The 13,099-nt window shown below is 29.5% G+C and carries 14 protein-coding genes; 13 read left to right on the forward strand and 1 reads right to left on the reverse strand.

Features of this window, described 5'->3' with window-relative positions:
- The first annotated feature begins 22 nt into the window (after nt 1-22).
- The 12 genes from priA to FGK85_RS15240 all read left to right on the forward strand — a co-directional run bounded on the left by priA (nt 23) and on the right by FGK85_RS15240 (nt 12,041).
- Complete coding sequence (priA, locus tag FGK85_RS02025; protein WP_138203287.1) at nt 23-2,227, forward strand: primosomal protein N'; 2,205 nt, start codon at nt 23-25, stop codon at nt 2,225-2,227.
- A gap of 22 nt (nt 2,228-2,249) precedes the next feature.
- Nucleotides 2,250-2,705: a peptide deformylase gene (gene def / locus FGK85_RS02030; RefSeq protein ID WP_138203289.1), complete on the forward strand. Its 456-nt coding sequence runs from the start codon at nt 2,250-2,252 to the stop codon at nt 2,703-2,705.
- Entirely contained in the window at nt 2,705-3,628 is a 924-nt protein-coding gene (gene fmt, locus FGK85_RS02035) for a methionyl-tRNA formyltransferase (RefSeq protein WP_138203291.1), read from the forward strand. Before def ends, fmt begins: the two co-directional genes overlap by 1 nt.
- 278 nt (nt 3,629-3,906) lie before the next feature.
- Nucleotides 3,907-4,587 (forward strand): zinc metallopeptidase, encoded by a 681-nt coding sequence (locus FGK85_RS02040; RefSeq protein ID WP_138203293.1) that lies wholly within the window; start codon nt 3,907-3,909, stop codon nt 4,585-4,587.
- 13 nt (nt 4,588-4,600) lie between these two features.
- Nucleotides 4,601-5,923 (forward strand): 16S rRNA (cytosine(967)-C(5))-methyltransferase RsmB, encoded by a 1,323-nt coding sequence (gene rsmB, locus FGK85_RS02045; protein WP_138203295.1) that lies wholly within the window; start codon nt 4,601-4,603, stop codon nt 5,921-5,923.
- A 13-nt stretch (nt 5,924-5,936) separates the two neighbouring features.
- Nucleotides 5,937-6,962, forward strand: a complete 1,026-nt coding sequence (gene rlmN / locus FGK85_RS02050; RefSeq protein ID WP_138203297.1) for a dual-specificity RNA methyltransferase RlmN — start codon at nt 5,937-5,939, stop codon at nt 6,960-6,962.
- Between the two features lie 13 nt (nt 6,963-6,975).
- Entirely contained in the window at nt 6,976-7,701 is a 726-nt protein-coding gene (locus FGK85_RS02055) for a Stp1/IreP family PP2C-type Ser/Thr phosphatase (RefSeq protein WP_138203299.1), read from the forward strand.
- Nucleotides 7,701-9,464 carry a Stk1 family PASTA domain-containing Ser/Thr kinase gene (gene pknB / locus FGK85_RS02060; RefSeq protein ID WP_138203301.1) on the forward strand — a complete coding sequence of 588 codons (1,764 nt, stop codon included), beginning with the start codon at nt 7,701-7,703 and terminating at the stop codon, nt 9,462-9,464. The genes FGK85_RS02055 and pknB overlap by 1 nt, the downstream gene beginning before the upstream one ends.
- A gap of 24 nt (nt 9,465-9,488) precedes the next feature.
- Nucleotides 9,489-10,358, forward strand: coding sequence for a ribosome small subunit-dependent GTPase A (gene rsgA, locus FGK85_RS02065; RefSeq protein ID WP_138203303.1), 870 nt, complete (start codon nt 9,489-9,491; stop codon nt 10,356-10,358).
- Nucleotide 10,359: 1 nt separating this feature from the next.
- The gene (gene rpe, locus FGK85_RS02070; protein WP_138203305.1) at nt 10,360-11,010 is read left to right on the forward strand and encodes a ribulose-phosphate 3-epimerase; all 651 of its coding nucleotides are present in this window, start codon (nt 10,360-10,362) and stop codon (nt 11,008-11,010) included.
- Nucleotide 11,011: 1 nt separating this feature from the next.
- Entirely contained in the window at nt 11,012-11,647 is a 636-nt protein-coding gene (locus tag FGK85_RS02075) for a thiamine diphosphokinase (protein ID WP_138203306.1), read from the forward strand.
- A 235-nt stretch (nt 11,648-11,882) separates the two neighbouring features.
- Nucleotides 11,883-12,041: a hypothetical protein gene (locus FGK85_RS15240; RefSeq protein ID WP_171011299.1), complete on the forward strand. Its 159-nt coding sequence runs from the start codon at nt 11,883-11,885 to the stop codon at nt 12,039-12,041.
- A gap of 179 nt (nt 12,042-12,220) precedes the next feature.
- On the opposite strand, the gene rpmB is transcribed toward FGK85_RS15240, so the two are convergent.
- Complete coding sequence (rpmB, locus tag FGK85_RS02080) at nt 12,221-12,412, reverse strand: 50S ribosomal protein L28 (RefSeq protein WP_138203308.1); 192 nt, start codon at nt 12,410-12,412, stop codon at nt 12,221-12,223.
- Between the two features lie 312 nt (nt 12,413-12,724).
- Between rpmB and FGK85_RS02085 the strand changes: the two genes are divergently transcribed.
- Nucleotides 12,725-13,099 (forward strand): hypothetical protein (locus FGK85_RS02085; RefSeq protein WP_341472459.1); only part of this gene is annotated, 375 nt, incomplete at its 3' end.

A 13,099-nucleotide genomic window follows, 5' to 3' on the forward strand; every position in this document is an offset into this window, starting at 1 on the left:
ATATGCACAAAAGGGTGATAAGGTGTATAAATATGCTGGTGTAATAGTAGATAATGAATCTGAACAAGTGGACAGAGTATTTACATACGGTATTCCAGAAAAAATAGCTATAAAGGTAGAAGTGGGATTGCATGTAAAAGTTCCTTTTGGAAGAGGGAACAGAGTATTAGATGCTTATATAGTAGAGCTATATGAAAATTTAGATAAAAAAATAAAAGGACTAAAGTATGTAAAGAGTATATGTGAAGAATATCCACTACTTAGCTTAAAGGATTTAGAACTTATAGAAAAAATGAAAAATAAATATATTTGTACTTATATAGAATGCATAAAAACAATTGTTCCAAGTGGAATAATTAAGGGAATAGGTAATAAAACTAATAATGTAATATGTTTAGGAAAATCTTTAGACCAAAAATTTAATAAAAAACCATATAATTATATACATAGTGTTGTTGAAAAAAACAATGGTGTATATAATAAAACCTCATTAAGTAATAAATTTTCACTATCATTATCGTCCATAAATACTATGATAAAACATGGTTTTTTATTGCAAAATGAAATTATAGTTAATAGATATAATTACAGAGAATATGAATGCTATAAAGAAAAACAGCTAAATAAGCATCAAAAGGATGCAGTGGAAACAATATTAAATTCATCTAAAAATATATCATTAATCCATGGAGTTACTGGTAGTGGAAAGACTGAGATTTATATGCACCTAGTTAGCCAAATGATAAAAGAAAATAAAGATTCTATAATTTTAGTTCCAGAGATATCCTTAACGCCTCAAATGGTTGAGAGATTTAAAGGAAGATTTGGCAGGGATATAGCAGTGTTTCACAGTAAATTATCACCAGGTGAAAGAATAGATGAATGGATTAGGGTTAAAAATAAAGAAGTTAAAGTAGCAGTTGGCGCTAGGTCGGCTTTGTTTTTACCTTTTTCTAATTTGGGACTTATAGTTATAGATGAAGAGCATGAATCTAGCTATAAATCAGAGAGTTCTCCAAAATACACCGCTGTGGAAGTGGCAGAATTAATAAGTGAAATACAGGATTGTAAAGTGGTTTTAGGCTCTGCTACACCTAGTATAAATACTTACCATAGAGCTATAAATGGTGAGATTAATCTTATTACTATAAATAGTAGAGTAGATGGGGCTAGCTTTCCAGAAGTAAAAGTTGTGGATATGAGAGAAGAACTTCTAAATAATAACAGAAGCATTTTCAGCAGAGAACTTTTTTACAGTATTAAAGATAGGCTTAATAAAAAAGAACAAATTATATTGTTTTTAAATAGGAGAGGATTTTCAACTTTTATATCCTGTAGAGCATGTGGATATGTTTTTAAATGCCCTAATTGTGACATATCCCTTACCTACCACCAAGATAGTTCTCAATTAAATTGTCATTACTGTGGAAGCAATGTTAAAGTGCCTAAAGAATGCCCGCAGTGTGGTAGCAAATATGTTAAATATTTTGGTATAGGTACGGAAAGAGTGGAAAGAGATATTAAAAAGTTTTTCCCAGAAGCTAGAACTTTAAGAATGGACTTTGACACCACTAGGAAGAAAAATTCTTATGAGTATATTTATGAAAGCTTTAAAAATAAGCATGCTGATATTTTGATAGGAACTCAAATGATAGCAAAAGGATTGGATTTTAAAGATGTAACTTTAGTAGGAATAATAGCTGCTGATTTATCTTTAAATATGCCTGATTTTAGAGCTAATGAAAGAACTTATCAAATTGTAACTCAAGTTTCAGGTAGAGCTGGTAGGGGAGTTAAACCTGGAAAAGTGGTTATACAAACCTATAGCCCAGAAAATTATAGCATACAATATGCAGCATGTAATGATTATATAGGATTTTATGAAAAAGAAATAAATTTGAGAAAAGATATGAAGTATCCGCCTTTTTCAGATATATTATGTATAAATATGAGCAGTGAAAGGGAAGATATTTTAATAAAAAATATACAAAATGTTGGTATATATTTAAACAAAATTCTAGTAAATTATGATAAAATTAATTTATTAGGTCCTTGCCCATGCGCCCTATCAAAAATAAAAAGTAATTATAGATGGCAGATAATACTTAAGGGTGAAGTGAGTATAGAATTAGCAAGAAAAATTAAAAATATTATTTATGAATTAATTAAAGAAGATTATAATAATATAAGAATTAATATAGATATAAATCCAAATAATATGCTTTAAAAAATAGAGAGGGGTTTTAAAAATGGCTTTAAGAACTATAAGAATTGAAGGCGACGAAATATTAAGAAAGAAATGTAGAAAGGTTGAAAATATAGATAAAAGACTTTTAACATTAATTGAAGATATGAAAGAAACTATGTATAAGGCAGATGGAGTAGGTCTTGCTGCACCACAAATAGGTATTTTAAAGAGAATGGCAGTAATAGACGTGGGAGAAGGTCCTATAGTTATAATAAATCCTGAAATAATAGAAACTAAAGGTAGTTACATTGATATAGAGGGCTGCTTAAGTATACCTGGAAGACAAGGTACTGTGGAAAGACCTGAATGGGTTAAAGTAAAAGCTTTAAACGAAAAGGGAGAAGAGGTAATACTAGAAGGAGAGGGGCTTTTAGCTAGGGCATTTTGTCATGAAATAGACCACTTAGATGGAGTTTTATATATAGACAAAACAATTGAAGAGGGTGTAATAGAGTAATGAATATAGTATTTATGGGAACACCGGATTTTGCGGTACCTTCACTTAAAGGTTTAATTGAAAATTTTGATGTTAAAGCTGTATTTACTCAACCGGATAGACCTAAGGGAAGAGGAAATAAAATAACTATGTCTCCAGTTAAGATGGTGGCTTTGGAAAATAATATTCCTGTATATCAGCCAAAAAACTTAAAGAAAGAAAGAGAATATATAGATAAATTAAGGGAGATACAACCAGATTTTATAATAGTGGTAGCTTTTGGTCAGATTTTGTCTAAGGAAGTTTTAGAAATCCCTAAATATGCATGTATAAATTTACATGCATCATTGCTACCTAAGTATAGGGGAGCAGCTCCTATAAATTTTGCCATAATAAATGGTGAAACTAAAAGTGGAAATACTTCTATGATTATGGGAGAAGGTCTAGATACAGGAGATATGCTTCTTAAGCAGGAAGTGGAAATAGGAAAAGACATGACTGCTGGAGAATTACATGATATTTTGAGTGGAAAGGGTTCTAGTCTTTTAATTGAAACTATAAATAATTTTTCTAATATAAAAAGGGAAAAACAAGAAGATTCTCTTAGCTGCTATGCTTCAATGATAAATAAAGACATGGCTAAAATAAATTGGAGTGAAAAGGCTGAAAACATTAATAACTTAATACGGGGATTGAATCCATGGCCTATTGCTTTTACTGAATATGAAGATAAAGTTATGAAAATATATAAAGCACAAGTTATAAATAAGAAAGCTTCAGAAGTTCCAGGATGCATATTGAAGGTTACAGAGGAAGGTATAGAAGTTGCTTGTGGTGAGAATACTTTACTTATAGAAAAGGTTCAATTCCCAGGTAAAAAACCTATATTAGTAAAGGAATATATTAGAGGAAATCAAATAAAAGAAGGAAATATTCTAAAATAAAAATTATTAAACCATTTTAGTGGTAACAGAAATTAAATAATAAAAAAATATTTCAAGTAATTACTCTATATTTTAAAAGTAAAATTAATTACTTGATTTTTAGAAGGGAGTGGCAAAAATACCGTTAGCTTGCGGTATAGCATTATAGAGAAATGCTATTATGTACACTAATATTTAAGTTTAGTATATAAATATTAGTAGTGTATGAATAAAATCTATAGTATATATATTTACTGAGGTTTTGTAGATTGTTTTGTAGATTTTATAAAGCTTATTAAATGTTTTGGTATGATAGTACTATGATAATACTTTTGCCAGCTATAATAATAACGTTTTGGGCTCAAACAAAAATAAATACTACATTTGCTAAGTATTCTAGAGTGTCTAGCAGAAATGGTTATACAGGAGCTCAAGTAGCTAGAATGCTTTTAGATTCGGAAGGATTGTTCCATATACCAGTAGAGATGGTAGGGGGAAAGCTAACAGATCACTATGATCCTAAAAATAAAGTTATGAGATTATCACAAGATGTTTATAATGGGACTTCAGTAGCTGCAATAGGGGTAGCGGCCCATGAAACTGGTCATGCAATACAGCATAAAGTGAACTATTACCCACTGACACTTAGAAACGCTATAGTTCCTATAGCTACTATAGGTTCAAATGCTTCATGGATATTGTTTATATTAGGTATATTCCTAGGAATTCAACCTTTAATTAATTTTGGTGTTATTCTTTTTGGCGGAGTTGTATTGTTTCAAATAGTTACTTTGCCAGTAGAATTTAATGCATCTAATAGAGCATTAGGGGTTTTAGAAAGTAGAGGAATACTTTATGATGAAGAATTAAATGGAGCCAAAAAGGTATTAAGTGCAGCAGCTATGACTTATGTAGCAGCAGCTTTAATGGCAGTTTCACAATTAATAAGATTATTTATATTGAGCAGAAGAAATGATTGATAAGAGGTTGTATATGAATAGTAGAGAGATAATAGTTAATGTATTAGGAAATGTTTTTAATGAAAAGGCTTATTCAAATATAGTACTTAATAAAACTTTAAATAAAGCAGAAATTAGTGCTAAAGATAAGGCATTTATAACGGAAGTGGTTTATGGCACTGTTAAATATAGATATACCATAGATGTTATATTAAGTCATTATGTAAAAAAAGGATTTAAAAGTGTAGAGCCTTATGTACTGAATGTTTTAAGAAGTTCTATATATCAAATCAGGTATCTAAGCAAGGTACCTGATTTTGCAGTAGTAAATGAAGCAGTTGAACTTTCTAAAAAGCATTCCTCAGGTAAGGTTGCTAAATTTGTAAATGGTGTTTTAAGAAATTATTTAAGAAATAAAGATGAAGAATATGTTAAAGGGAATATAGAAGATATTTTAGCTTTTAAATACTCTTTTCCTAGGTGGATGGTAAAATTTTTTATGAATGATTTTGGAAAAGAAAAGTGCGAAATAATTTTAAAGGGTTTAAATCAAGTGCCAGGAGTTACAGTAAGAGTAAACAATATAAAGAAATCCTATGAACAGGCCTATAGTGAATTATCAGAATTAGGATATACTATAGAAGAAGGAGAGATTTGTCCAGAAGCACTGCGTATAATAAAAGGAAAAAGTATAGAAAACAATCCTCTTTTTAAAGAGGGCTGCATAACAGTTCAAGATGAAAGCGCTATGTTAGTAGGAATGGTAATGGATTTAGAAGAAAATATGACAGTTATAGATCTATGCAGTGCCCCAGGGGGAAAAACTACACATATGGCTGAAATCATGAATAATACAGGTAAAATACTAGCTTTTGATATTCATGAAAATAAGTTAAAATTAATTAGAGATAATAGCGAAAGATTAGGTATTAATAATATAGAGGCAAATACTTTAGATGCATCAGAATTTCATGAAGACTTAGAAGGTGTGGCTCATAGAGTTCTTATGGATGTACCTTGTTCAGGACTTGGGATAATAAGAAAAAAACCTGAAATAAAGTGGAATAAAAATAAAAATGAGCTAAAGGATTTAGTAAATATACAAAGAAAAATATTAAAAAATGGAAGCAGATATCTAAAAAAAGGTGGAATACTTGTATATTCTACTTGTACTTTGAATAAAGAGGAAAATGAAAAAAATATAAATTGGTTTTTAAAAGAAAATCCTGAATTTAAACTAGAAAAGATATACGTTGGTGATTTAGATAATTTAATTTATCATCAGGAAGGATATGTAACTATACTTCCTAATAAATATATGGATGGGTTTTTTATAGCTAAATTAAAAAAGAGTTAGTAGGTGTTTAAAAATGAAAAATATTTTAGATTTAGATACGGAAGAATTAAAGTTATGGATGGAACAAAATAAAGAAAAATCATTTAGAGCTAAGCAGATATTTCAATGGATATACAAAGGCATTTTTGATTTTAAGCTTATGAAAAACATACCGATAGGCACCATAGATAAGCTAGAAAAAGAGTTCTATATAGATATACCCAAGGTTGTTACGAAACTAGTTTCAAAAGATGAGGACACAATTAAATTTTTATTTGCATATAGAGATGGAAATTTAATTGAAAGTGTTGTAATGAAATATAAGCATGGAAATTCTATATGTGTTTCTACTCAAGTGGGATGCAGAATGGGTTGTAAATTTTGTGCATCTACAATTGAAGGCATGGTAAGAAATCTTTCTTCTGGTGAGATTTTATCTCAAATTTTAAAAGCTCAAGAAGAAATTGGTGAGAGAATTTCTAACGTAGTTCTTATGGGTAGTGGGGAGCCTTTAGATAATTATGAAAATGTAATTAAATTCATAAAAGAAATAAATAAAAGTGATGGATTTAATATTGGTCAAAGACATATTACTTTATCTACTTGTGGTATAGTTCCTAAAATAAAGGAATTGGCCCAGGAAAAACTTCAGATAACCTTAGCTATTTCACTTCATGCACCTAATGACACACTTAGAAGACAGGTTATGCCTATAGCAAATAAATACTCTATAAGTGAAATATTAGATATGTGTAAATACTACATTAATATGACTAATAGAAGAGTGAGTTTTGAGTATGCTTTGGTAAAGGGATTCAATGATGGTATAGAACAGGCCAAGGAACTTAGTAATACACTAAGGGGAATGTTGTGTCATGTGAATTTAATACCTGTAAATGAGATAAAAGAAAATAGCTTAAAAAAGTCATCTTCAGACAATATATTAAAATTTAAGAATATTTTATGTGAAAGCGGCATAGAAACTACTATTAGGAGAGAAATGGGAGCTGATATAGATGCTGCTTGTGGTCAATTAAGAAGGCATTATCTAAATAATTAATTGGGGTGATAATATGGTGGGAATGTTATCCGATGTAGGCAATAAGAGGCGTAACAATCAAGATTACATAGGAGTTTATGAAGATAGTCATAAAAGAGTGTATATAGTAGCAGATGGCATGGGTGGGCACAATGCAGGGGAAGTAGCAAGTAAAACTGCAGTAGAAAAAATAATAGAGTATATTGGTAAAAAGTATAAAGGAGAAAATCCATCATCTATAATAACAGAGGCCATTAAATACGCAAATGAAGCTATATTTCACATAGCTTGTGAGGAAGATAAATATAAAGGTATGGGAACTACTGTTACAGCATGTTTTATTGTGGACAATCACATGTTTGTAGGACATGTAGGCGATAGTAGTTGCTATATAGTAAAAAATGATGGCTATTTATATAAAATAACAAAGGATCATTCCCTTGTTCAGGAGTTAGTGGACAAAGGGGCTATAAGTGAGGATGAAGCATTTACTCATCCTAATAGAAATGTTATAACACGAGCTGTGGGAACTAAATTTTTAGTAAAGGTTGATATATTCCATGTTGATCTAAAAGAAGTGAAAAAGGTTGTATTATGCACAGATGGATTGACTAAGGAAATGAAAGATGAAGAAATTTTATCAGTTGTTAAAAAGCATAGTGATAATCAACAAATATGTGATGTTTTACTGGAAAAGTGCAAAATAAGAGGAGCTAATGATAATATTTCTGTTATTGTATTTGAAGGAGAGTGTAAGTGATGGTTGAAAAAAATATGCTAGGAAATAGATATGAGTTGCTTGAAAAAATAGGAGAAGGTGGCATGGCGGAAGTATACAAAGCTAAATGCCACATACTAAATAGGTATGTAGCCGTAAAAATATTAAAAAAAGAATTTGTAAATAACAAAGAATTTGTTGAAAAGTTTCAAACAGAAGCCCGAGCTGCAGGAAGTTTGTCTGATAGTCGTATAGTAAATATATATGATGTAGGCAGTGAAGGTGATATAAATTATATAGTTATGGAGTATATAAAGGGCAAAACTCTAAAGGAATATATAAATGAAAGAGGCAAAATAGAGTATACAAAGACCATAGAAATTGCTATTGGAATAGCTAAAGCCCTAGAATGTGCTCATAAAAACAATATAATTCATAGAGATATAAAACCACACAATATTATGATAACAGAAGAAGGAAATGTTAAGGTAACAGATTTTGGTATAGCTAGAGTATCTAATTTTAGCACTATAACTAACACTGCAAAAATAGTAGGATCAGCACATTATTTTTCACCAGAGCAAGCTAGAGGAACCATTGTTGATTGTAGGAGTGATTTATATTCTTTAGGTATATTAATGTATGAGATGGTAACTGGAAAAGTACCTTACGATGCGGATACTCCTGTAAGTATAGCTTTAAAACATATTCAAGAATCAGTTATTCCTCCAGTGCAATTTAACCCAGATATTCCTGAAAGTCTAAATAATTTAATTTTAAAATGTATTGAAAAAGAACCAATAAAAAGGTATCAAAATGCAGGACAACTGATAGAAGATTTGTATTCTATCAAAAACAATAGAGACACTCAAATAAAATTAAATAGTAATTATGATGATTTTACTAGAGTAATGGATCCTATAAACATAGAAGATTTCAGCAAAAATAATATCTATAATGATGAGAATTTAGAAGAAAAAGACGATTATGAAGATGATGATTACGAAGATGATGAAGAAAATCAAGATGAAAATATTTTAGCAAGAAGGAAAAAGAGAAATTCTCAAAAGGGCAAAGGTAAAAAAATAGCAATAATAGCTTCTTCAATGGTAGTTGTATTAGCCATAATTGGAATATTAGCTAACTTATTCTTAGGTGGTAAATTAGGTGGTAATAAAATAGTAGTTCCCAATATAGTAGGCATGAATAAAGATGAAGCAAAAAAAATGGTAGAAGATAAAGGATTGGTTTTTGTAATAGAATCATCAGAAACTAGCGACAAACCAGAAGGTGAAGTATTATCTTGTTCACCAAATGAAGGAACTAAGGTTAAACCTAAAACAGAAATTAAAGCGATTGTAAGTGCGGGAAATAAGACGGTGAAAGTACCAGATTTAAAAAATTTAAATATAGAAGAAGCTAAAAGAAAAATAATAGAAAGTGGTTTAAATGTAGGAAATATAAAGTACGAAACTAGCAGTGAAGTTAAAAAGGATATAGTTATGGAGCAATCACCTTCTTCAGGAAGTGAAGCTAATGCTGGAGATAAAATAGATTTAATAGTAAGTAAAGGTGAAGAGGGAATGGTATTGGTTCCTAATTTAGCAGGTCAAGATATAAATGAAGTAGAGCAAATATTAAAGAGTCTTAAATTGAAATTAGGAAACAAGGTAGAGATTAATACAAATGATAAAAATAAAGATGGAAAGGTGTTTAATCAATCAATATCTCCAAATACTAAAGTAGAAGAAGATACTGAAATAAACATAAGTTATTTTAAATATACAGGTAATGAGTTGCCTTAATGCGTTATTTTTACAGGAGGATATATGAAAGGTATAATAGTTAAAGGCGTAGGTGGACTATACTATGTTAAGAGTGGCAATGAATTAATAAAGTGCAAAGCTAGGGGTAAGTTTAGATTTAATGAACTTACTCCTATGGTAGGAGATATAGTGGAGGTAAGTATAAATAAGGGCGAAGGGGTTATAGAAAATATAAACCAAAGAAGTAATGAACTTGTTCGACCTTTTGTGGCTAATGTAACACAGGCTTTTGTAGTAGTTACATTTAAAAATCCAGATTTAAATTTAAATTTGCTAAATAGTTTTTTGTTACTTTGTCAGTCAAAGGGTTTAAAAATATTAGTTTGTTTCAACAAGATAGATTTAGTAAATTTAGAAGAAGAAAAAATATCTAATATAATAAAAACATTAAAAGAAGCAGGATATCAGGTGGCTTTACTAAATGCAAAAGAAGGAGAAGGAATAGAATTTTTAAAGGAAAAACTTAAAGATGAGGTAACTGTATTCTGTGGTCCTTCAGGAGTTGGAAAATCAACTATTTTAAATAAGATATTTGGAAGAGAAGTCATGCAGACTGGAGATATAAGTCAAAAGTCTAAAAGAGGTAAGCATACTACAAGGCATAGTGAACTTATAGAAATAGATGGAGGCTTTGTTGTGGACACTCCAGGGTTTTCTTCGCTGGATATAAGTTTTATAACCAAAGAGGAATTAAAATATTGTTTTCCAGAATTTGAAAAGTATAATTGTGAGTGTAAGTTTTCAAATTGCTTGCATTATAAGGAACCAGGGTGCAAAGTTAAGGAAGCAGTAGAGCAAGGGGAAATATCTAAAGAACGATATGAATTTTATATTAAGACTATAGAAGAAATTACACATCAGAGGAGGAATTAAAATGATTAAATTAGCACCGTCTATACTATCAGCAGATTTTTCAAAGTTAGGTGAGGAAGTAAAAAGTTTGGAGAAAAATGGAATAGAAGTAGTACATATTGATGTAATGGATGGAAATTTTGTGCCTAATATATCTTTGGGAATACCTGTAATTAAAAGCATAAGAAAAGAAACAAAAATGATATTTGATGTACATTTAATGATTGAAAATCCATCTAGATACATAGAAGACTTTGTAAAAAGCGGAGCAGACATAATTACTATACATTATGAAGCGGATAAACATGTAGATAGGACTATAAATTACATAAAGAGTTTTGGTGTAAAAGCTGGCATATCACTTAATCCAGGAACTCCTGTAAGTTTCATTAAAGACTTAATAAATGTAGTAGATATGGTTTTAATAATGTCAGTGAATCCTGGTTTTGGAGGACAAAAGTATATACCATATTCTTCTGATAAAATTAGAGAGGTAAAAGAATTAGCAGATAAATTTAATAAAGATTTAATAATAGAAGTAGATGGTGGAGTAAATAAAGATACTATAAAAGAAGTGGTTGAAGCGGGAGCAAATTACATAGTGGCAGGTTCGGCTGTATTTAAAGGTGGAGATATATCAGGTAATATTAAAGCTTTAAAAGAAGGAATGTAAAATGAATATATTAATTATTTCTGGTGGAACCCCTCCTTCTAGAGAATTGTTAAAAAAAGAGGTAGAAAAGTCTGATTATATAATTTGTGCAGACAGTGGAGCAAATTGCTTATATAAAAATGACATATGCCCTGATATGCTTTTGGGGGATTTTGACTCTATAAAAAGTGAAACCTTGGAAGCCTTTAAAAAGTCTAATTGTAAAATAACAACATTTCCTGCGGAAAAAGATTTTACAGATAGTGAAATGGCTATAGAAGAAGCAATTAATTTAGGTGGAGATAACTTAACTTTTCTAGGTTTCACGGGAACTAGGATAGATCACATGCTTGGGAACTTAGGACTTTTAAATAAATGTTTAAATAAAAATGTCAAAGCTGTTATGAAAGATGACAATAATGAAATATATATTTATGATAAGTCTTTTAAAATAAAAGGAGAAAATAAGTCTATTTTTTCTTTGCAGGCATATTGTGATGAAGTAAAAAACTTAACTATACAAGGTGGTAAATATCCACTTGTTAATTATAATTTAAAATTAGGAGATTCTAGAACTATATCAAATGAATTTTTAAATGAAGAAGTTAGCATAACTTTTTCTAGTGGAAAATTATTAGCTATTTTATCAAAAGACTAGGTTTTTACTTAGTCTTTTTTTATTACTTAACTCAACTTTCACATATAAATTTTAAACTCTACACTATATAAGGTAAGAAGTAATAGTTAAGAAGTAATAGGTAAAAAGTAAGGAGTATTACTTATCTGCAAATTTTATATTTTTATTTTATAACTGCAAAAGTTGAATTACTTAATCAACAAAATACAATTTAAAACATATAATGATATTAGAATATTTTTAGGGGATAGTAATTGTGTTTATAAAAAAAATCAAGAAAAACATAGGAATTATAGTTGGTTGTGTTGGAGTTGGCATAGTTTTAGCAGTTATTGTCCCTATATGGGGATGGCTAATTCTAGTGGGGGGAGGATTAATTTATTTGGGATGGTATTTAACCAAGCATTGTGATTAAGGGAAATTGATAGTCGAGTTATTTATTAATAAAGTAATGAGATGGGGGGATATTATGAAATTAATTGTTGTAAAACTGCCTAAATTTTTATCTCGTATACTAAGGATTTTTTTGAAAAAATAAAAAATGCAATTGTTACACAACTGCATTTTTATTTTATTTAACATAAATATGTTATATTAAATAGCACGTTGAACTTTGCCTGAACGTAGGCATCTAGTACAAACAGTTAAAGTTTTTGGTGTGCCAGCTACTATCGCTCTCACTTTTTTAACATTTGGCGCCCAATTTCTTTTTGATTGACGATGTGAGTGACTGTATTGAACTCCTGAAATAACGCCTTTACCGCAGATTTCACACTTTCTTGCCATTGAATACACCTCCCTGTATAATAAAAAAAGATTATATCCTTCTGCTAACTCAATTAACATAAATCATTTTACCATAGTTTATATCTACATTTCAAGGGGAAAAATATAAATTGATTTATGTTCTACAGAAGTTTAGCGCTTAAAAATTTTTGGGGCGTGAGCCCGCTGATTTATAATGAATGATTGAGGGTTAGGTTAAAAACCATAAATTCTGATTTTTGCTGGAAATTTTAGAGAAAAAATTTGCATAATAAAAGCATCCTTTTTATAATAGTTTTTACTAGAAACCAACTTAAAAAGGATGCTGATAAAATGAGTAAAAGTTATTTAAAACAATTACTTACTTATATTAATAAGGTATACGATATAGGTGAAAAAATCAATAACTTAAAAGATAAAAGAATAAAATCTGATGTAAAAATTTCAACAATTACCTTCGTGGTGTTATTTGGATTTATGCTTCAGATAAGAAGTTTCAATAGATTAGAACATTGGCTTAAAAAAGGCAAGTTTAAAAAAGTAATACCTAAAAAAACTAAAATGCCACGCATTGATGCCGTTAGGCGCTCCTTAAGTGATTTTGATTTAGATGGATTAAAAGAAATTCATAAACATATAATAAAAACCATTGTAAAAAATAAAGTATTTAGAAATGGTACTATAGATAAATTAAAAGTAGTTGCCATA

It is taken from the genome of Haloimpatiens lingqiaonensis (assembly GCF_901447495.1).
GTDB classification, from domain to species: domain Bacteria; phylum Bacillota; class Clostridia; order Clostridiales; family Clostridiaceae; genus Haloimpatiens; species Haloimpatiens lingqiaonensis.